Source organism: Zoogloea sp., from assembly GCF_044344315.1.
In the GTDB taxonomy this organism is placed as follows: Bacteria; Pseudomonadota; Gammaproteobacteria; order Burkholderiales; family Rhodocyclaceae; genus Zoogloea.
Map to the genome: position 1 here is coordinate 1 of NZ_JBIJDC010000089.1, position 19,598 is coordinate 19,598.

At 64.2% G+C, this 19,598-nt stretch carries 16 protein-coding genes, 1 tRNA gene and 1 pseudogene; 3 read left to right on the forward strand and 15 right to left on the reverse strand.

Going from position 1 to position 19,598, the window contains the following annotated elements; genetic code table 11:
- The 12 genes from ACIQ09_RS16630 to queA form a co-directional block, all read right to left on the reverse strand.
- Positions 1-1,524, reverse strand: a 1,524-nt coding sequence (locus tag ACIQ09_RS16630; protein WP_398312346.1) for a retention module-containing protein, incomplete at its 3' end; no start/stop codon positions are given.
- A 113-nt stretch (positions 1,525-1,637) separates the two neighbouring features.
- Entirely contained in the window at positions 1,638-2,264 is a 627-nt protein-coding gene (locus ACIQ09_RS16635; RefSeq protein ID WP_398312349.1) for a DNA-binding response regulator, read from the reverse strand.
- Between the two features lie 19 nt (positions 2,265-2,283).
- Complete coding sequence (locus ACIQ09_RS16640; RefSeq protein ID WP_398312352.1) at positions 2,284-3,690, reverse strand: HlyD family type I secretion periplasmic adaptor subunit; 1,407 nt, start codon at positions 3,688-3,690, stop codon at positions 2,284-2,286.
- 4 nt (positions 3,691-3,694) lie between these two features.
- On the reverse strand, positions 3,695-5,896 hold the full coding sequence (locus ACIQ09_RS16645; RefSeq protein WP_398312355.1) for a type I secretion system permease/ATPase: 2,202 nt from the start codon (positions 5,894-5,896) through the stop codon (positions 3,695-3,697).
- 165 nt (positions 5,897-6,061) lie between these two features.
- Positions 6,062-6,373 (reverse strand): hypothetical protein, encoded by a 312-nt coding sequence (locus ACIQ09_RS16650; RefSeq protein ID WP_398312358.1) that lies wholly within the window; start codon positions 6,371-6,373, stop codon positions 6,062-6,064.
- 51 nt (positions 6,374-6,424) lie between these two features.
- Positions 6,425-7,357, reverse strand: coding sequence for a 4-hydroxy-3-methylbut-2-enyl diphosphate reductase (ispH, locus tag ACIQ09_RS16655; RefSeq protein WP_398312361.1), 933 nt, complete (start codon positions 7,355-7,357; stop codon positions 6,425-6,427).
- A gap of 16 nt (positions 7,358-7,373) precedes the next feature.
- Complete coding sequence (locus ACIQ09_RS16660) at positions 7,374-7,805, reverse strand: peptidylprolyl isomerase (protein WP_398312364.1); 432 nt, start codon at positions 7,803-7,805, stop codon at positions 7,374-7,376.
- Positions 7,802-8,296: a signal peptidase II gene (gene lspA / locus ACIQ09_RS16665; protein WP_398312367.1), complete on the reverse strand. Its 495-nt coding sequence runs from the start codon at positions 8,294-8,296 to the stop codon at positions 7,802-7,804. Before lspA ends, ACIQ09_RS16660 begins: the two co-directional genes overlap by 4 nt.
- A gap of 29 nt (positions 8,297-8,325) precedes the next feature.
- Positions 8,326-11,130, reverse strand: coding sequence for an isoleucine--tRNA ligase (ileS, locus tag ACIQ09_RS16670; RefSeq protein ID WP_398312370.1), 2,805 nt, complete (start codon positions 11,128-11,130; stop codon positions 8,326-8,328).
- A gap of 20 nt (positions 11,131-11,150) precedes the next feature.
- On the reverse strand, positions 11,151-12,083 hold the full coding sequence (locus ACIQ09_RS16675) for a bifunctional riboflavin kinase/FAD synthetase (RefSeq protein ID WP_398312372.1): 933 nt from the start codon (positions 12,081-12,083) through the stop codon (positions 11,151-11,153).
- Positions 12,084-12,170: 87 nt separating this feature from the next.
- Positions 12,171-13,283, reverse strand: coding sequence for a tRNA guanosine(34) transglycosylase Tgt (gene tgt, locus ACIQ09_RS16680; protein ID WP_398312375.1), 1,113 nt, complete (start codon positions 13,281-13,283; stop codon positions 12,171-12,173).
- On the reverse strand, positions 13,280-14,308 hold the full coding sequence (queA, locus tag ACIQ09_RS16685) for a tRNA preQ1(34) S-adenosylmethionine ribosyltransferase-isomerase QueA (RefSeq protein ID WP_398312378.1): 1,029 nt from the start codon (positions 14,306-14,308) through the stop codon (positions 13,280-13,282). The genes tgt and queA overlap by 4 nt, the downstream gene beginning before the upstream one ends.
- Before the next feature lie 46 nt (positions 14,309-14,354).
- Between queA and ACIQ09_RS16690 the strand changes: the two genes are divergently transcribed.
- Both ACIQ09_RS16690 and ACIQ09_RS16695 read left to right on the forward strand, forming a co-directional pair.
- Positions 14,355-14,439, forward strand: a tRNA-Leu gene (locus tag ACIQ09_RS16690).
- Positions 14,440-14,595: 156 nt separating this feature from the next.
- On the forward strand, positions 14,596-15,549 hold the full coding sequence (locus ACIQ09_RS16695) for an alpha/beta hydrolase (RefSeq protein WP_398312381.1): 954 nt from the start codon (positions 14,596-14,598) through the stop codon (positions 15,547-15,549).
- A 26-nt stretch (positions 15,550-15,575) separates the two neighbouring features.
- Here ACIQ09_RS16695 and ACIQ09_RS16700 read toward each other — a convergent pair whose 3' ends face one another.
- On the reverse strand, positions 15,576-16,469 hold the full coding sequence (locus tag ACIQ09_RS16700) for an adenylate/guanylate cyclase domain-containing protein (RefSeq protein WP_398312384.1): 894 nt from the start codon (positions 16,467-16,469) through the stop codon (positions 15,576-15,578).
- Positions 16,470-16,736: 267 nt separating this feature from the next.
- Between ACIQ09_RS16700 and ACIQ09_RS16705 the strand changes: the two genes are divergently transcribed.
- On the forward strand, positions 16,737-17,981 hold the full coding sequence (locus ACIQ09_RS16705; RefSeq protein WP_398312387.1) for a nitronate monooxygenase: 1,245 nt from the start codon (positions 16,737-16,739) through the stop codon (positions 17,979-17,981).
- A 59-nt stretch (positions 17,982-18,040) separates the two neighbouring features.
- On the opposite strand, the gene ACIQ09_RS16710 is transcribed toward ACIQ09_RS16705, so the two are convergent.
- Positions 18,041-19,045, reverse strand: coding sequence for an HpcH/HpaI aldolase/citrate lyase family protein (locus ACIQ09_RS16710; protein ID WP_398312390.1), 1,005 nt, complete (start codon positions 19,043-19,045; stop codon positions 18,041-18,043).
- A gap of 114 nt (positions 19,046-19,159) precedes the next feature.
- Positions 19,160-19,598: pseudogene (locus tag ACIQ09_RS16715) on the reverse strand (malate dehydrogenase); the annotation flags it as partial.

Sequence of the window (19,598 nt, forward strand, 5' to 3'; positions counted from 1 at the left end):
GTTGACCACGACCGTGCCCTTGGCCGGATCGACGGTGGCGCCGGTGACAGTAAGGGTGTCGCCGTCCGGGTCGGTGTCGTTGCCCAGCACATTGACGGTGACGGGCTGATCTTCGATGGTCGTGGTGCTGTCCGGGTTGGCGACGGGGGCGTCGTTCACCGGCGTCACGTTAACCGTGACGGTGCTGGTGGCGGTGCCGCCATTGCCGTCGCTGATCGTGTAGTTGATGACCACCGGACCGTTGAAGTTGGCGGCCGGCGTCAAGGTGAGGGTGCCGTCAGGATTGACCACCACACTGCCCACGGCCGGATTGACGGTCGCGCTGGTGACCGTGAGAGGATCGCCCTCGGGGTCGCTGTCGTTGCCCAGGACCGGTACCGTAACCGGGGTGTTCTCAAGGGTGGTGGCGACGTCCGGGTTCGCAACGGGGCTGTCGTTCACCGGGGTGACATTGACCGTAACGGTGGAGGAGGCCGTACCGCCCTTGCCGTCGCTCACCGTGTAGGTGATGACCACCGGGCCGGTGATGTCCTGCGCCGGGGTGAAGGTCAGGGTGCCGTCGGGATTGACGACGACGGTGCCGCGGGTGGGGTCTACCGTGGCACCGGTAACGGTGAGCGGGTCGCCGTCCGGGTCACTGTCGTTGCCCAGGACATTGACGGTCACCGGCACGTCTTCGGGTGTGGTGGCCACGTCGGGCAGGGCGACGGGAGCGTCATTGACCGCCGCGACGTTGATGGTGACCGTTGCTGTCGAGGTGCCGCCCTTGCCGTCGCTGATGGTGTAGGTGACGGTATCCGGGCCGTTGAAGTCGGGGTTGGGTACATAGCGCAGGCTGCCATCGGGATTGATGGTGACCTGGCCGTTGCCGGCCGTGGCGCTGGTGACCACCAGGGCGTCGTTGTTGGCGTCGCTGTCATTGGCCAGGACGTCCACGGTCAGGGGCTGGTCTTCGGTGCCGGTGACGCTGTCATCGGTGGCGACAGGCGGGGTGTTGATGGTCTGTGTAGTGATCGCTGCCGCGGGCAGGAACTCGACCCCGTCAGCCGTGGTGGCGTAGTTGTAGGCGACGGGCGTCACCTCTTCGAGAACGCGCACGAGGCGCACGAAGTCGTGGGTCTGATCCCCCAGGCTGCCGCCGGTGAGGCCGGCTGCCGGGTCTTCCAGATCCTCGAAGGGGTCCTTGCCGGCGTTGAGGGCCTGGATCACCTTGTCGGCGTCGGCCCCCAGGCTGGAAATGGCGTTCTCGCTGCGCTCCGGCGTGGCCGTGGCAAAGAACTCGTCATTGAGCAGCAGCTCGCGGTTCGGCCCGACACTGATCTTGGCACCACTGGGCAGTTGCAGTTCGACCACTGCGCCATTGCGGGTGACGATCTCCTGGCCCTCGGTGACCACGTCCCCCGGCTTGATGGCGCTGAGCTTGCCGCTGCTGTCGCGCAGATAGGCTTCGCCCTGGACGAAGACGACAGTGCCCTTGGCGACGGTGTTGGTGGCGGCAGTGACGGGGGAGGGCGAGGTGGCCATGACGGTCTCCGATAATCGGTTTTTTAGATGAGATGGAATCTACGACGGAGCGGAAGACGCCGCTATTGTCCACAAGGACAGGTCGCGTGACGAATGCCACGCGAGAGGGTGGGTCAGCGGACGCCGTGCACCCGGAGGGCCAGCTGCAGACGGTCCGCAACCTGGAGCTTTTCGAAAACGGCCTTGAGGTGCGCCTTGACGGTCCGCTCGGTGATGCCGAGTGCGTCGGCAATGGCGATGTTGCTTTCACCGACCGCAGCGTGATGGGCGACTTCCCGCTCCCTTTCGGTCAGCGGGCGGGCCCAGTCGGCGAGCCCGGCGCGGGGCAGTCTGCTGTCCACAAGGCGTAGCAGCCGCGATAGCAGGGCGCGCCCGACCCACAGTTCTCCGCTGGCAACGACTTCAAGGGCTTGAAGCAGAGTGTCGACCGGAGCATGACTGTGACAGTAGCCGCTGGCCCCCGCATTGAGCACGGCGAGGCCCTCGTCATCGTCCGGACGGGATGAGGTGGCCAGGATGGTGAGGCCGGGCGCATTTTCCTGCCATGCCCGATGGGCCCACAGGGGAGGGCTGCCGGCAGGGGCGCTGCCCAGATCGATCACCACCAGGCGGTGGCCGGCCTTGCGCCAGGTTTCGAGCCCCTCGATGTCGAGGGCACGGATCGGGCTGGATGACAGGGCCTGCCAGCGTGCGGCGAGTAGGTCGTCCGGGGTGAGAATCAGCAGCGGTTGAGTGCTCATGGGCGGGGGCAACGTTCGGTCAGCGTTCGGTCAGGGCGTTGGCCTTGGCACGGAGGACGGGTTTCATCAGGTAGCTGAGGAGGGATTTCTTGCCGGTCAGGATGTCAACTTCGGCGACCATGCCGGGAATGATGGGCATGCGGGCGTCGCCGATGGTGCTGTTGGTGGTGCGCACGCGCACGATATAAAAGGCATTGCCCTTCTCGTCGGTGATGGTGTCGGCGCCGATGTGATCGAGGGTGGCTTCGAGCCCGCCATAGGTGGAGAAGTCGTAGGCAGTGAACTTGACCAGCGCGGCCTGCCCGGGCCGCAGGAAGGCGATGTCTTTGGGCTGGACACGGGCCTCGAGGAGCAGGGCGTCGTCGCTCGGCACAATCTCGATGATCTCCTTCCCGGGCTGGACGACGCCGCCGACGGTGTTGGCGAAGAGCTGCTTGACGGTGCCGTTCATGGGCGCACGGATCTCCGCCTGCTTGACCCGGTCGGCCAGGCCTTCGCTACCGGCTGACAGGGCGGCGAGCTTGGCGTTGGTGTCGGAGAGTTCGCTGCGTGCCTGGTTGCGCAGGTTCAGCCCCACTTCCTCGATTTTGTTCTGGGCTTCCGAGATGGCTGCCTGAATGCGCGGGATCTGTGCACTGGCGGCATCCCGTTCGCCCCGGTAGCGGGCCACGTCGCGCTCCAGGCGCAGCAGTTCCACCTCGGAGACGGCGCCCGTCTTGGCGAGGGGGCGGGTCACCTCGAGCTCCTTCGCGGTGAGGGTGTAGCTCTGGTTGGCCTGTTCGCGCTTGGCGGTGAGTTCGTTAAGCTCCTGGCGGCGCTGGGACAGCTGCTGGCGGGCGATGCCCACTGTTGCTTCCAGTTCCAGGCGCTTGTTCTCGTAGGCGCTGCGCTCCTGCTCGACGAGATCGGGCGCCTCCTTGATCAGCTCGGGTGGCGGTACAAAGGGCTTGCCGTGGGCCACCGCGGTGAGCCGTGCAGCTTTGGCGAGCAGGGCGATGTACTGGGCCCGGTTTTCCCGCAGTGAGGACACGAAGCGCGTCGGGTCCACCTTGAGCAAGAGCTGTCCGGTCTTCACCTGCTGGCCTTCTTTGACGAGGATCTCGGAGACGATGCCGCCGTCGAGGCTCTGCATGACCTGAACCTGGCGAGAGGGAATGACCTTGCCTTCGCCACGGGTCACTTCGTCGAGCTGGGCAAAGGCGGCCCACACGATCAGCACGAGTACGGCGAGGCAGGTGGTCCAGACGGCGATGCGGCTGCCGCGGAGCTTCTGCTCCGACATGGCCCACTCGGCGTCGGCCATGTAGTCGGCGTCGTCGTGGATCTCGCGGCGCTCTGCGCCGTCGAGGATTCGGTCAAAGCTGCGAGAGCAGCGCTGGTAGATGGCGTTGTAGAGGGGCTGGAAGAGGGCGATGAGCGCTTTCATGATGTCACCCCGCGCGTCCGATGCGACCTTGCTGCAGGGCTTCGACCACCTGGGCCTTGGGCCCGTCGGCGACGATCTGGCCTTGGTCGAGGACGATAAGCCGGTCCACCAGGTCGAGCAGTGAGGTGCGATGGGTAACCAGAATCATGGTCTTGCTGGCGGCAAAGCGGCGCAGGCGCTGCTTGAGACCTTCTTCGCTCTGGTGGTCCATGCTGCTGGAGGGCTCGTCAAGGAGCAGGATGGGCGGGTCGTTGAGGAGTGCCCGCGCAATCGCCACGGCCTGGCGCTGGCCGCCGGAGAGGGATTCTCCGCGCTCGCCGATGGGCATCTCGAAGCCCTGGGGATGGGTATCGGCAAACTCCCGGACGCCGGAGAGCTCGGCGGCGGCGAGGATGGCGCTGTCGTCGGCAAAGGGTGCGCCCATGGCGATGTTGTGCTTGAGGGTGCCGTAGAAGAGGGTCACGTCCTGGGGGACGAAGCCGATGGCCCGTCGCAGCTCGGCGGGGTCAATCTGGCGTGAGTCGATGCCGTCGATGAAGATGGCGCCCTCGGTGGGTTGGTAGAGGCCGAGGACGAGCTTCTCAATGGTGGTCTTGCCTGAACCGATGCGCCCGATGATGGCCACCTTTTCGCCGGCCTTGAGGCGGAAGCTGATCTTCTTGAGCACGGCCTGGTCGCGACCGGGGTAACAGAAGCTGACGTCCTTGAACTCGATGTCACCATTGAAGCTGGGGCGGTGCACGAAGCTGGCGCCTTCCGGCCGCTCGATGGGCAGTTCCATGTGGGAGTTGACCGAGGCCAGGGAGGTGCGGGCGTTCTGGTATTGCATCATCAGGCCCGCCACCTGCCCGAGGGGCGCCATGGCCCGGCCGGACAGCATGGACGCGGCAATGATGCCGCCCATGGACATGTTGCCCTCGGACAGTTCGTAAACGCCGACGATGATCACCGCGATGTTGACGAATTGCTGCATGAACTGGGCGAAGTTGACCGTACCCGAGGAGAGCAGCTTGAGGCGGCCGCCGATCTGGGCGATGAACAGGGTAGCGCGCTCCCACTGGCGCTGGATCAGGCCTTCGGCGCTGAGAGTCTTGACCGTCTCGAGCCCCACCAGGCTTTCCACCAGGGTGGCGTTGCGCTGGGCGCTGGCACGGTAGGTGGTCTCGGTGAGCTCGTGCATCTTGTCCTGAGTCACCAGGGTGACAAACAGCACGGCGAGCATGCCGACCAGCGGCGGCAGCAGCAGCCAGGGCGAGATCCACACCATCACCAGCAGGAACAGTAATACGAAGGGTAGGTCGATGAGGGTGGTGACGGTGGCTGAAGCGATGAAGTCCCGGACTCCTTCGAAAGCCCTCAGGTTGGCGGCGAATGAGCCCACTGATGCCGGCCGGGCGTCCATGCGCAGGCCGAGGACGCGTTCCATGATGCGTGCCGAGAGCTGTACGTCGATGCGCTTGCCGGCGGTGTCGACGATGTAGGCCCGTAGCGTCCGCAGGATGAAGTCGAAGAGCAGCACCAGCATGGCACCGACGGCCAGTACCCACAGGGTTTCGACGGCATGGTTGGGCACCACCCTGTCATAGACCGTCATCGAGAACAGGGGGATGGCCAGGGCGAACAGGTTGATCACCAGCGCCGCCAGGAGGGTGTCCCGGTATAGGCGCCAGTTTTCAAGAACAGTACCCCAGAACCAGTGATTGGCGCGTATCGCCTTGACTTGAGGCGAGCGCGCCTCGAAGCGGAAACGCGGCCTGACGAAGCACACCAGCCCGGTGTAAATGGCTGCCATATCGTCGGCGCTGAGATCGTCAGCCGATTCACCGGCTTCGGGAAAGCGCACCCGGGCGCCTCCGTCGGGTAGGCGCTCGAGGAGAACGCAGGCCCGGCGGTCTTGGAGAAGCAGGATAGCCGGGAGCAGGTTGGGGGTAATTTCGTGTATCGACTTGCGGACGATCCGGGCTGTCATGCCGGCACGTGATGCGGCTCGTGGCAGCAGGGCGGGTGTCAGGCGGTTGTCTACCAGGGGCAGGCCGGCGGAGAGCGCCTCCGGGCTGAAGGGGTTACCGTGGAGGCGGGTCAGGACAACCAGCGCATCGAGCAACGGGTCTTCGTGGGTCGCGGCTTCGCCCGGATGCCAGAGGTTGTCGGCGGCGCCCGCGTCGGGGGCGCGGGGCTGTGCGGCAGGGGATGCTGCTTCAGTCATCGGCACAATCGTTTCGTGGTCGTTTCACGGCCCGGCAGCCACTGCGCGGACCGGGAGGGCGCCACAGGCGGGGCCGATGGCGTCCGGATTGTAGGGATAACGGGTCCCGCAGGGGGAACTTGAGCCTCATGGCAGGCGGTGGCCGGTCAGGCCATGCCGGGTGGATCAGATCACGTCGTCGGGGCCAAGCAGGTTAAGACCTTGGCGGAGGCGGGCGCGGGCGCCCTTGCGGGCCATCAGCTTACGTTGGGCGTCGGGAGGGAGGTCGGTCAGGCGTAGCAGGCCGCGGTCGATCAATACATCCACCACGTCTTCAATAACCCGGATCAGGTCGGCGTCGAGGCGGGCGAATTCAGAGGGCCCTGCGAGGGCTGCCAGATCGGGATGGCCGTGGGGGAGCTCTTCCTGGTGGCCAGTGCCGGCCTGGGTGAAGAGGGCTGTGACGGCGCCGGAGGCGTCTCGTTGGACATAGGGCATGGGCAGGCTCGCGCAGATTGGAAAAAGGCGCTCCGGGGAGCGCCTTTCCGATCAGGCCGCAGGGCTTTGCAGCTCCTTTGGCAGGGGGAAGGTCACTCTTTCGGGGACACCATCAAGAGCCTTTACGGATGCCGCCCCCATTTCCTTGAGACGGGCGATCACGGCATCCACCAGCACTTCCGGCGCGGATGCGCCGGCGGTGACGCCAATGCGCTTCTTGCCGGCGATCCAGTCAGGATCGATGGCTTCGGCATTGTCAATGAGGTAGGCCGGCACGCGCAGGAGCTCGGCCACCTCACGCAGGCGGTTGGAGTTGGAGCTGTTCACCGATCCGACCACCAGCACCAGGTCAGACTGGGGAGCCATGAACTTCACGGCGTCCTGGCGGTTCTGGGTGGCGTAACAGATGTCGTCCTTCTTGGGCCCGACAATGTTCGGGAAGCGCGCGCGCAGCGCATTTACGATGGCTGCGGCGTCGTCTACCGAAAGGGTGGTCTGGGTGACATAGGCCAGCATGTCCGGGTCGCTCACCTCCAGGCCCGCAACGTCGGCAGCGCTTTCGACCAAGTAGATGCCATCCTTGACCTGACCCATGGTGCCTTCGACCTCCGGATGGCCCTTGTGACCAATCATGATCAGCTCGCGGCCCTGCTCGCGCATGCGGGTAACCTCGATATGCACCTTGGTGACCAGCGGGCAGGTGGCATCGAAGACACGCAGGCCGCGGGCTTCGGCCTCGCCGCGTACCGACTGGGGCACGCCGTGGGCGCTGAAGATAACGGTGTTGCCGGCCGGTACGTCATCCAGGGATTCGATGAAGACCGCGCCCTTGGCACGCAGGCCATCCACGACGAAGCGGTTATGGACAACCTCGTGGCGCACGTAGATGGGGGCGCCGTAAAGGGCCAGGGCACGCTCGACGATCTCGATGGCGCGTTCCACCCCGGCGCAAAAGCCACGGGGATTGGCGAGCAGGACTTCCATACTGGGGCTCCAGGGCTCAGCTGACGCCGATCACTTCGACTTCGAAGCGAATGGACTTGCCGGCAAGGGGGTGGTTGAAGTCGATCACGGCATGGGTGTCGAGCACCTCGCGGATCAGGCCGGGGTAGCGGGTCCCGTCGGGCGCAGTGAACTCCATGATGACCATCGGCTCGACCGCAGTGCCATCAGGGAAGTCTTCCAGGCGGACCTTTTCGACCAGATCCTCACGGTGAATACCGAAGGCGTTCTCGGGCTCCAGCATAAAGGTGTGGTGCTCACCGACGCTGATACCCGCCAGGCAGCGCTCCAGGGTCGGGGCGATATCGCCGTGACCCAGCTGCATGGTGGCAGGCTGGGATTCGAAGGTACTGATCAGCGCCTGACCGTTGTCCAGGGAGATGCGGTAGTGGAGGGTCAGCAGGCTGTCGGGCTGGACGATCTGGGTCATGAGAGTTTCTCTTGGACGGTGGCGTGGCGGCTTTCGCGAACCTGGGCGATGAACATCAGGACGACGCCCACACAGATGGCGGAGTCGGCCACGTTGAAGGCGGGCCAGCCGTAGCGGCCGATGTGGAAGTACAGGAAGTCGACCACCGCGCCGAAGACGAAGCGGTCGATGACGTTGCCGATTGCACCGCCGATGATCAGGGAAAAGGCCAGCGGCTGGAGCAGTTCGTGCTGATGTTTTGCCAGCAGGCGCAGCAGCCATCCGCAGATGAGGGTGGCCAGGGCCACAAAAAACCAGCGCTGCCAGCCCCCCTGGTCGGCGAGGAAGCTAAAGGCCGCGCCCGGGTTGAAGGCCAGGACAAGATCAAAATAGTTGGTGACGTGGATGACCTCGCCGTTGCGCAGGGCGCCACGGACAAGGTGCTTGGTCCATTGGTCTATCAGAACGATGATGGCTGACAGACCGATCCAGTTGCCGAGGCGTAATTTCAAGGGCTGGGCTCCTGTTGGGGAAAGACGGCTCAGGCCACCGAGCGGGCTTCGCCGGTGCCATACAGGTTGGACGTGCACCGGCCGCAAAGTTCCGGATGGGCGTCGTCGTGGCCCACGTCTTCCCGGTAATGCCAACAGCGCTCGCATTTTTTATGGGTGGACGGGCTGACCAGGATCCCTTCATCAGCCTCGGATGACACCTTGACGAGAGTGCTCTTCGAGCAGATCAGTACGAAGCGCAGGTCATCACCGAGGCTGGCGAGAAGCGCGTACTTGCCTTCGGTGGCGCGGATCTCCACTTCGGCCTGCAGGGACGAGCCGACCTGGCCGGCGGCGCGCACGGCTTCGATCTCCTTCTGCACGTCGGCGCGGATGGCACGCAGGGCAGTCCAGCGTTCCAGCAGGGCGTCCTCGCCATCCTGGGCGGGCAGGCTGTGGAAGGCGTGGAGCATCACGCTGTCGTCGGCATCCTTGACGAGGAGCTGCCAGATCTCTTCGGCGGTGAAGGACAGGATGGGCGCCATCAGGCGCACCACCGACTGCAGGATGTGCCACAGGGCGCTCTGGGCCGAGCGGCGGGCCGCGGACTTGGTCTGGGTGGTGTAGAGGCGATCCTTGAGGACGTCCAGATACACGGCTCCAAGATCTTCGGAGGCGAAGTTCTGCAGGGCCTGCACGATGCGGTGGAATTCGTAACCGGCGTAGTCGGCTTCGGCCTGGGTCTGCAGCTTTCGGGTCAGGGCCAGGGCGTAGCGGTCGATCTCCAGCCACTCGGACACGGGCAGCATGTCGGTGCTGGCGTCGAAGTCGGCGGTGTTGGCCAGCAGGAAGCGCAGGGTGTTGCGCAGGCGGCGATATACCTCGACGACGCGGTCGAGGATCTCCTTGGAGATGGACAGTTCGCCGGAGTAATCGGTGGAGGCGACCCACAGGCGCAGGATGTCGGCACCGAGCTTGCCGGTGACTTCCTGGGGAACGACCACGTTGCCGAGGGACTTGCTCATCTTGCGACCGGCGCCGTCCACGGCGAAACCGTGGGTCAGCAGGGCCTTGTAGGGCGGGTGGCCGTCGATGGCGCAGCCGGTGAGCAGAGACGAGTGGAACCAACCCCGGTGCTGGTCGGAGCCTTCCAGGTACAGATCGGCACGCGGGCCGCTGGTGTGGCCGTCGGGGTGGGAGCCGCGCAGCACGTGCCAATGGGTGGTGCCGGAGTCGAACCACACGTCGAGGGTGTCGCTGATCTTGTCGTACTGGCCGGCTTCGGCGCCGAGAAGTTCGGCGGGGTCGAGCTTGAACCAGGCGGCGATGCCTTCCTTCTCGATACGTTGGGCGACCTCTTCCATCAGTTCGACGGTGCGCGGATGCAGCTCGCCGGTGGCCTTGTCGAGGAAGAAGGGAATCGGCACGCCCCAGTTGCGCTGGCGCGAGATGCACCAGTCGGGCCGGTTGGCGATCATCGCGTGCAGGCGCGCCTGGCCCCAGGCCGGGAAGAACTGGGTGGCATCGACGCCGCCGAGAGCCAGCTCACGCAGGCTCGGGCCGCCTTTGGGCTTGAGGTCCATACCCACAAACCACTGGGCGGTGGCGCGGTAGATCAGCGGCGTCTTGTGACGCCAGCAGTGCATGTAGCTGTGGGTGATTTTCTCGTGGGAGAAGAGGGCGCCCACTTCCTGCAGCTTGTCGACGATGACCGGATTGGCCTTCCAGATATGCAGGCCGCCGAAGAAGGGCAGGGATTCGGCATACACGCCGTTGCTCTGCACCGGGGTGAGGATGTCGTCGTTGCTGAAGCCGTTGGCCTTGCAGGAGTTGAAGTCTTCCAGGCCGTAGGCCGGCGCCGAGTGAACGATGCCCGTACCTGCGTCGAGGCCCACGTAGTCGGCGATGAACACCGGCGACAGGCGATCGTAGAAGGGGTGGCGGAAGTTGATCTTTTCCAGCTGGGCGCCGGCGGTGCGGGCGACGATGGTGCCTTCGATGCCGAAACGCTTGAGGCTGGGTTCGACCAGTTCGGTGGCCAGCACGAGCAGGCCGCGGGGCGTGTCCACCAGCGCGTATTCGTGCTCGGGGTGGGCGTTGAGGGCCTGGTTGGCGGGGATGGTCCACGGGGTGGTGGTCCAGATCACCGCCCAGGCATCCTTGCCGGCCGGGAGCTGCGGCAGGCCGAAGGCGGCGGCGAGCTTGTCCGGCTCTGCACAGGGGAAGCCGACGTCCACCGCCGGGCTGCCCTTGTCCTGGTATTCCACTTCCGCCTCGGCCAGGGCCGAGCCACAGTCGAAACACCAGTTCACCGGCTTGAGCCCCTTGAAGACCCAGCCGCGCTTGACCATTTCGGCCAGCGCACGCACTTCACCGGCTTCGTTGCCGAAGTCCATGGTGCGGTACGGGTTGTCCCAGTCGCCCAGCACGCCCAGGCGGATGAAGTCTTTCTTCTGCTCCTCGATCTGCTCAGCAGCGTAGGCGCGGCACAGTTCGCGGACCTTGTCGGCAGGCAGGCCCTTGCCGTGGGTCACTTCGATCTTGTGTTCGATCGGCAGGCCGTGACAGTCCCAACCCGGCACGTAGGGGGCGTCGAAGCCGGCCAGGGTCTTGGAGCGGACGATGATGTCCTTGAGAATCTTGTTCAGCGCATGACCGATGTGGATGCTGCCGTTGGCGTAAGGAGGGCCGTCGTGGAGCACGAACTTGGGCCGGCCGGCGGAGGCCTTGCGGATCTTCTGGTAGAGCTTGCGCTGCTGCCAGTCGGCCACCCAGCTTGGCTCGCGCTTGGCGAGGTCACCACGCATGGGAAAGGGGGTGTCGGGCAGGTTCAGGGTCTTGCGGTTGTCGGACATGGTCTGTGCTGCCTGTGAATTCAGAGGGGATTCTGTGCGAAGTAAGCACGCGCCTGGTTGGCGTCGCGGGCAATCTGGGCGGTCAGGGCGTCAAGGGTGTCGTAGCGTTCTTCGTCGCGTTGCTTGGCGAGGAAGTTCACCTTGAGGTGGGCGCCATAGCATTCGGCCGTCCAGTCGAAGAGATGTACTTCGAGGGTGGGCCGGCCGGCGTCGTTGATGGTGGGGCGTACGCCCACGCTGGCGACACCGGGCCACGGCTTGTCGGCGAGGCCCTCGACGCTGACGGTGTAGATGCCCATCACCGGTGGGCTGCGATGCTTGAGCTGGATGTTGGCCGTGGGGAAACCGATGCTGCGGCCGATCTTGTCGCCGTGCATGACCCGGCCGCTGATGCTGTAGGGGCGGCCGAGCAGACGGGCGGCGTGGGGCATGTCGCCCTCGGCGAGGGCCGCGCGGACGGCCGAGCTGGAAACGCGCTCACCTTCATGGACGAGGGTGTGCATGGCCTCGACACTGAAACCCACGCTCTGTCCGGCCGCTTCCAGCATGGCGAAGTCGCCCTGGCGGCCTTTCCCGAAGCGGAAGTCGTCACCGATCATCAGGTGCCGGGCGCACAGGCCGCGGATCAGGATGTCCTCGATGAACTGCTCGGCAGTGAGGGCGGCAAAGCGGGCGTTGAAACGGCCGATGTAGAGGCGGTCGACACCCTGATCGGCGATGCGCAGGATCTTCTCACGCAGGGAGGTGAGGCGGATCGGCCGGTTCTCGTGGGTGAAGTACTCGCGCGGGTGAGGCTCGAAGGTGAGCACTGCGGAGGGCAGGCCTGTGGCCCGCGACTTGGCCGTCAGTTTCGCGAGCAAGGCCTGATGGCCGCGGTGCACGCCATCGAAGTTGCCGATGGAGAGCACGCAGCCGTGGTCGGAGCGCTCGGGAATTCCGCGGAATACCTGCATGGAAGGAAGCGGGGAAAAGGCGCGATTATAGCGGCAAGGCTCGGGTGGGCGAAGCTGCAGCTTCAGCCCACCCCCACTGCGCAAGCTTCAGGCGCCCTGGCCGGCCCGCTCCCGATGGAAGCGGGCGACGTAGTCGGTGAGGGTTCCGGCTGCGATGGCATCACGCAGGTCGCGCATGAGTTGCTGGTAGTAGTGCAGGTTGTGGATGGTGGCCAGCCGCGCGCCGAGGATTTCGTTGAGGCGGTTGAGGTGGTGCAGATAGCCCCGGGAGAAGTTGCGGCAGGTGTAGCAGTCGCAGGATTCGTCGAGGGGGCGGGTGTCGGTCTTGTAGCGAGCGTTTCGGATCTTGATGTCGCCGTGGCGGGTGAACAGCCAGCCGTTGCGGGCATTGCGGGTGGGCATCACGCAGTCGAACATGTCGATGCCGGCCTGCACGGAGAACACGATGTCCTCCGGCGTGCCGACACCCATGAGGTAGCGGGGCTTGTCCCTGGGCAGGCGCGGTGCGGTGTGATGGAGGATGCGCTGCATGTCGTCCTTGGGCTCGCCCACGGACAGGCCACCGATGGCATAGCCGTGAAAGCCGACATCTTCCAGCCCGGCGAGGGACTCGTCGCGCAGGTTTTCATACATGCCGCCCTGGACGATGCCGAACAGGGCGTTGTCGTTTTCCAGTCGATTGAATTCGTCCTTGGAACGCTGGGCCCAGCGCAGGGACAGGCGCATGGAGTCGGCGGCTTCGGTGACGGTGGCGGGGTAGGGCGTGCATTCGTCGAAAATCATCACCACGTCGGAGTTGAGCACCTTCTGGATGCGCATGGACTCCTCTGGGGTGAGAAACAGCTTGTCGCCATTGACCGGTGAGCTGAAGCGCACGCCTTCCTCGGTGATCTTGCGCAGGGCGCCCAGGGAGAAGACCTGAAATCCGCCGGAGTCGGTGAGGATGGGGCCGTCCCAGGCCATGAACTGGTGCAGGCCGCCGAAGGCTTCCATCACTTCCAGGCCCGGGCGCAACCACAGGTGGAAGGTGTTGCCCAGGCAGATCTGGGCGCCGATGTCGCGCAAATCCTGCGGTGAGATGCCCTTGACGGTGCCGTAGGTGCCCACCGGCATGAAGGCCGGGGTGTCCACGGTGCCGTGGTTGAGGGTCAGGCGGCCGCGGCGGGCGGCGCCGTCGGTGGCGAGGAGTTCGTATTTCATGGGGCAGTCCGGGTCAGGAACATGGCGTCGCCGTAGCTGAAGAAGCGGTAGCGCTGTTCGATGGCGTGGGCGTAGGCGCGGCGGATGGTCTCCATGCCGGAAAACGCGGAGACGAGCATCAGCAAGGTGGATTTGGGCAGATGGAAATTGGTGATGAGGGCATCTGCCACCTGGAAGTCGTAGCCGGGCAGGATGAACAGGTCGCTCTCCGCCTTGCCGGCTTGCAGAGGGCCGGAGCGAGCTGCCGATTCCAGCGCACGCATGCTGGTGGTGCCGACACAGACCACCCGGCGGCCGGCGGCCCGGGTGGTAGCAATGGCGTCCACGGTGGCCTCGGGCACAAAGTAGGCTTCGGTGTGCATGCGATGTTCGGAAAGGTCGTGGGCGCGCACGGGCTGGAAGGTGCCAGCGCCCACGTTCAGGGTCACGAAGGCGCTGTTGATGCCCTGGGAGGCTAGTCGGGCCAGCAGGGCTTCATCGAAGTGCAGGCCGGCCGTGGGGGCGGCGACGGAGCCCGGGTCGCGGGCGTACACCGTCTGGTAGCGGGATTCGTCCGTGTTGCCGGCGGCGCGTTCGATGTAGGGCGGCAGTGGCAGGCGACCGTGGCGCTCAAGCAGGGCGACCAGATCGTCGGTGTCGGGAAAGCGCAGATGGAAGAACTCGCCAGCACGGCCGAGCACCTCCACGTCGAGCGCCTCTTCCAGGTGGAGCCGGGTGCCCGGCTTGGGCGACTTGCTGGCGCGGATCTGGGCCAGGGCCTCGTGGCTGCCGAGGGGGCGCTCAATCATCACCTCCACCTGGCCACCGGTGTCTTTGGTGCCGAACAGGCGGGCATGCATCACCCGGGTGTCGTTGAAAACCAGCAGATCACCGGGGGTGAGGAGACTGGGCAGATCGGCAAAATGCAGGTCGGCCAGACTGGGTTGTACCTGAAGCAGACGGCTGTCGGTGCGCCGATCCAGCGGTGCCTGGGCGATCAGCTCGTCGGGGAGCAGGTAATCAAAGTCGTTGAGATTCCAGGCCATGTGTTGATGCAGTCGGAGGTTTCGTAGATAATGCGCGGCTTCCCATGCCGGGATGGCGGAATCGGTAGACGCAGCGGATTCAAAATCCGCCGCCGCAAGGTGTGTGGGTTCGAGTCCCACTCTCGGCACCAGTTTTCTTCAGGCTCTCGCCGCGCGACACTGTTCTTCGGAAAGTCGCGCATGGTAGCGGGCCGGACGCCTCGCCGCAAATGCGGCGTGTTCTGCGTTCGGCAGCGCTGCGGCCGAGGGCATAATTTCCGATACCTGATTCATTCCGGACAGCCCCCATGGCCCTCGATCCCCAAGCCAAGGCCCTGCTCGACATGGTTTACCGCGTCGGCGCTCCCCGCTTCCATGAACTGGATGTGCATCAGGCACGTCATTCCTTCGAGAAGCTCCAGTTTGCCCTGCGCCCCGAGGCGCCGGCGGTGGCGTCGGTGACGGACGTGCCGATTCCCCGACCTCACGCCCGTGACGGGGTGCTCATGGCGCGGCTGTACCGGCCGATCCACTCCCGCCCCGATGATGCCTTGCCGGTCACCTTCTACTTTCATGGTGGCGGCTGGTGTGTTGGCAATATCCCCAGCTATGACGTGCTGTGCCGCGAGCTTGCCAATCACAGCGGGTGCGCCGTCCTGTCGGTTGACTACTGTCTTGCACCTGAGCACCCCTTCCCGGCGCCGGTGGATGACGCCCAGCGGGCGGTGGATTGGTCGCTGGCCAATGCGGCCCTGCTGGGGATTGACCCGGCGCGCTTTGCCCTGGCCGGAGATAGCGCCGGAGGAACCCTGAGCGCCGTCACCGCCTTGCAGATGCGCAATCGGGGTGGGCCTCAGGCTGCACTGCAGTTGCTGATCTATCCGTGTACCGACATCCTGAGCCAGCGTCCGTCCCGCCGGACTTACGCGAACGGTTTCTTTCTGGATACGGAGAGCCTGGCCTGGTTTTTTGAAAAGTACCTCCCCAATCAGGACGATTGGCAGGACTGGCGTGCGTCCCCTTTGCTGGCAGGGCGTTTTGACGGGCTGCCGCCGGCCACCTTTATCGTCGCGGGTTGCGATCCGCTGACCGATGATTGCAAGGCTTACGCGGAGGCGCTGCGCGAGGCCGGAGTGGCCGTAACGGTCCACGAGTTCGAGGGCATGGTGCATGGCTTCTTCACCCTCGGAAAGTTCTTCCCCCAGTCGAACGAGGCTGTCGCTGTGGGCGGACAGGCGCTGGGTGTGGCGCTGAGGGGCTGATGCAGACATCCCGCACACGGGGATGTTTAGATGCAGACGAAGCTGACGACCTGTGGGCTGTTGGAGCAACTGCGGCCGAGGGCAAAGTGCCCGCGGCCCCGCAAAACGACTTCTTCACGGGACAGCAGGAACTCCCGTTCCCCGTCGATCTGAACAAAGGTTCCGTTGCTGCTGCGATCGATCAGTACGAACTTGTCGCCGCGCAGTTCGATTTCGGCGTGACGCCGGGATGACTGCGTATCCGCGATCACCAGGTCTGCCGCCGGGTCCCGGCCAATGCGGGCACTGGGCTTGGTGGCATTGAGCGTCAGGGCCACGGCGTCGAGATAGAGCCGTAGCTCCGGCTCGGTGTCGAGCAGGAAGTGGTCACTCTGGACGATCGTCAGCTCACCCACCGCTTCACACATCAGCTCGCACAGTTCCACCGGTCGGGTCACGCCCCGGATGACCCGGGGCGGCAGCGTATGCAGCACCGAGCGCCACTCCGGGCCCAGGCGCCGGGCTGTCTCGGCTGCCGTGATGGCCTTGCCGGGGGAGGCCAACTCGGCAAGGCGAGCAGCAAAGTTCACGGTGTCACCGAATACATCGGTGCCGCTGGCGACGACCGCACCAAAATGAAAGCCGATCCGGACGGCAAGGCGTTGCTCGGGCGCAGCCGGGAGCTCTTTGATCGTTTGGTGGATGGCGAGGGTTGCATCAGCTGCGCTGTCTGCATCCCGGAATACAGCCATCAGGCCGTCACCGGTATGTTTGACGACCCGGCCGCCCTTGGTTTCGACAGCAATTCGCATGGTGCGGATGCTCCTGTCCACAACCTCAAAGGCCGACTTGTCGCCCACACGCTGATACAGCTGTGTGCTGCCGACAAGATCGGCAAACAGGACAGCGCATTCATGAGGGGGAGGAGTGGACTGGGACATCAGGCAGCAGGCAACTTCGGAAGCGTGATTTTAGCGGACTTCGTGACTTTATCCGCGCTTGCGAAAGTAACAAATTTACCTCGCCCCATACCTGTACCGGATTTCGGCTGTCGGCGAGGCTCGGAATTCGATGTTTTTGCGCAACTTCTGGTGGTTTTCCTTGATCCAAGACGCAGCGGATGTACTGGGGCGATGAGATAATACCGAGCTAGGCCGCAGCCGGCCTGTCGCCAATGTGGCACTTCACGTCTGTCTGGAAGGGGTTTCATGAAACGAGTTGATGATTTCCGTTTACGCTTCGGCAAGCAGGAGTTGGTGCCAATTGTGATCGGCGGTATGGGGGTGGACATCTCCACTGCAGATCTGGCACTTGAGGCTGCTCGGCTGGGCGGGATTGGTCACATCTCGGATGCAATGGTGAAGACGGTTGCCGACCGTCGCTTCAATACCAAGTACGTCAAGGACAAGCTCAAACAATACAAGTATAACGTCGCCAACTCAGACAAGTCTGTTGTCCAGTTCGACCTCGGTCAGCTTGCCGAGGCGACCAGTCTCCACGTGGGGCGCACCATGGAGGCCAAGCGCGGTCCTGGCATGGTCTTCGTGAACTGCATGGAGAAGTTAACCATGAATGCGCCGAAGGAAACCCTTCGCGTGCGTCTTGCGTCCGCACTCGATGCCGGGGCCGATGGCATCACCCTGGCAGCCGGTCTCCATCTTGGTTCCTTCGCACTGATCGAGGATCATCCGCGCTTCCGGGATGCGAAGCTCGGCATCATCGTTTCTTCGCTCCGCGCGCTGCAGTTGTTCCTCCGCAAGAGTGCCCGCACCAACCGCATGCCTGACTACGTTGTGGTTGAAGGCCCCCTGGCCGGCGGTCACCTGGGCTTCGGCATGGACTGGGCCAAGTACGACCTGGCTACTATCGTTGCCGAGATCCAGGCCTGGCTGATTGCGGAGAAGCTTGAGATACCTGTGATTCCTGCGGGTGGCATTTTCACGGGTAGCGATGCGGTGTCCTTCCTGGAAAATGGCGCAGGTGCCGTCCAAGTGGCAACGCGCTTTACCGTGACCCGTGAGTGCGGCCTGCCCGAGGATGTGCAACAGCATTATTTCAAGGCCAGTGAAGAAGAAATCGTGGTCAATCAGATTTCTCCCACAGGCTACCCCATGCGCATGCTGACCGGCAGTCCGGCAATCGGGTCCGGGATTCGCCCCAACTGTGAGGCTTATGGTTATTTGCTGGATAGCACCGGCAATTGCTCCTACATCGATGCCTATAACCGCCAGGTTGAGTTGCATCCTGGTGTCAAGAAGATTTCGGTGATGGAGAAGACCTGTATGTGCACCCACATGCGGAATTTCGATCTGTGGACCTGCGGGCACTATACCTACCGCCTCAAGGACACGTCCCGGAAGGGGGAGGACGGCAATTACGAAATTCTCTCTGCTGAGCACGTTTTCCGTGATTACCAGTTCAGCACTGACAACAAGCTCGCTTTGCCGGATTGATGACTTTCGTTCCTTGAGCAACAAAAAGCCCGGTTGATAGCCGGGCTTTTTGTTGCGGCTTATCCGGTCTTGATCTGGAAGAAACGCGCAGCTGCGTCCGTAGGAAGGTTCATGCCAGTAGCACGTGCGCGTTTCAGCAACTCCCAGTAATAGCGATAGGAAGCCCGGTCGTGGAGCTTGCCTGCGTACTGTATCGGCCCCCACGCCGCGTCCTGGGCAGCGATCAGGATGGAGGAGGCGTCCTCGACTTCGGAAAAGTCTGGACGCATGGCCTCGATGATGGGGACGATCTGGTTCGGGTGGATGCTCCACATGCGCAGGTAGCCAAATTCCCGGCGGGCCCTCTCGGCGTCGCGGCGGATGTAATCCAGATCCTTCAGCTCGGTGGTCACGTTGTGGGATGGCACGACACCGTTGGCCAGGGCGGCTGCGGCAATGTCACACTTGGCGCGCGCTACGAGGGGGTGGTCGAATTGCCCGGGGCTGCGCATGGCCGCACCTGGGATGGCGCCATGATGACCACTGACGAAGTCCATCAGGCCAAAATCGAGCGATTCGACCCGATCCAGCGCAGCGATGTCCCATGCGTCGCGTAGCGCGCCATGGGTCTCGATCAGGACGTGGACGGGGATCGCCCTCTCAACGCCGTGCCGTTCTTCGGCGCTGCGAATACTTTCGATCTGGCGCGCGGCATCGGCGACGCTGCGCGGTTTGGGAATGGTGAGAAAGGCCAGCCGGTTGCCGGCCCTGCTCACCAGGATCTCTACATCCTGCTCCCAGTGGGGGTGGGTGATGTCATGAATGCGTGCGCCCACCCGGCCGAAGCGATTGTCGTCTGACAACACCAATGCCGCAGCCATCTCCGCGTGTTCGGCCTCGGCCCCGGCGTGGGCACCATCCTCACAGTCACAGGTGATGTCGAAGACGGGGCCGAGCTCTTCCTGCAGCGCCAGCGCCTTGCGCATCAGTTTCTCGCTACCAGCGTAGTGGTCAACCGCCGGGAGGACGGGGAAGGGCTTTTCGCCCTGGAAAAGAACGTGCTCAGGATGGGGTAGGGAGGACATGTGTGCAGTCGGCTGGGGCAGATGGGCGGAGATTAGCAAAAACCGGTCAACAAAAAAACGCGGGGGCGTTTCCGCCCCCGCGTCTGATCCTGCTGCAGGATACTGTCAGGCAAATCAGCCCAGCAGATCCTTGACGCCATCACGCTCTTCGAGAAGTTCGTTGAGGGTGTGGGTCATGCGCTCACGGGAGAATTCGTCGATTTCCAGGCCCTGAACGATCTTGTACTCGCCATTCTCGGTGGTGACCGGGAAGCCGTAGATGATGCCTTCGGGGATGCCGTAGGAACCGTCGGACGGAATGCCCATGGTGACCCATTCGCCATTGGAGCCCAGCACCCAGTCGCGGATGTGGTCGATGGCGGCGTTGGCGGCGGAGGCAGCGGAAGACAGGCCGCGGGCTTCGATGATGGCGGCGCCACGCTTGCCAACGGTGGGCAGGAACACGTCGCGGTTCCAGGCTTCGTCATTCACCAGAGCCGGCACCTTGTCGCCGTTGGAGGTGGTGAAGCGGTAGTCGGCATACATCGTGGGGGAGTGGTTGCCCCACACGACC

Coding starts and splice junctions, on each gene's coding strand:
- ACIQ09_RS16635 (WP_398312349.1), bottom strand. CDS start 2,264: ATGAGCACTCAACCGCTGCTGATTCTCACCCCGGACGACCTACTCGCC.
- ACIQ09_RS16640 (WP_398312352.1), bottom strand. CDS start 3,690: ATGAAAGCGCTCATCGCCCTCTTCCAGCCCCTCTACAACGCCATCTAC.
- ACIQ09_RS16645 (WP_398312355.1), bottom strand. CDS start 5,896: ATGACTGAAGCAGCATCCCCTGCCGCACAGCCCCGCGCCCCCGACGCG.
- ACIQ09_RS16650 (WP_398312358.1), bottom strand. CDS start 6,373: ATGCCCTATGTCCAACGAGACGCCTCCGGCGCCGTCACAGCCCTCTTC.
- ispH (WP_398312361.1), bottom strand. CDS start 7,357: ATGGAAGTCCTGCTCGCCAATCCCCGTGGCTTTTGCGCCGGGGTGGAA.
- ACIQ09_RS16660 (WP_398312364.1), bottom strand. CDS start 7,805: ATGACCCAGATCGTCCAGCCCGACAGCCTGCTGACCCTCCACTACCGC.
- ileS (WP_398312370.1), bottom strand. CDS start 11,130: ATGTCCGACAACCGCAAGACCCTGAACCTGCCCGACACCCCCTTTCCC.
- ACIQ09_RS16675 (WP_398312372.1), bottom strand. CDS start 12,083: ATGCAGGTATTCCGCGGAATTCCCGAGCGCTCCGACCACGGCTGCGTG.
- tgt (WP_398312375.1), bottom strand. CDS start 13,283: ATGAAATACGAACTCCTCGCCACCGACGGCGCCGCCCGCCGCGGCCGC.
- queA (WP_398312378.1), bottom strand. CDS start 14,308: ATGGCCTGGAATCTCAACGACTTTGATTACCTGCTCCCCGACGAGCTG.
- ACIQ09_RS16695 (WP_398312381.1), top strand. CDS start 14,596: ATGGCCCTCGATCCCCAAGCCAAGGCCCTGCTCGACATGGTTTACCGC.
- ACIQ09_RS16700 (WP_398312384.1), bottom strand. CDS start 16,469: ATGTCCCAGTCCACTCCTCCCCCTCATGAATGCGCTGTCCTGTTTGCC.
- ACIQ09_RS16705 (WP_398312387.1), top strand. CDS start 16,737: ATGAAACGAGTTGATGATTTCCGTTTACGCTTCGGCAAGCAGGAGTTG.
- ACIQ09_RS16710 (WP_398312390.1), bottom strand. CDS start 19,045: ATGTCCTCCCTACCCCATCCTGAGCACGTTCTTTTCCAGGGCGAAAAG.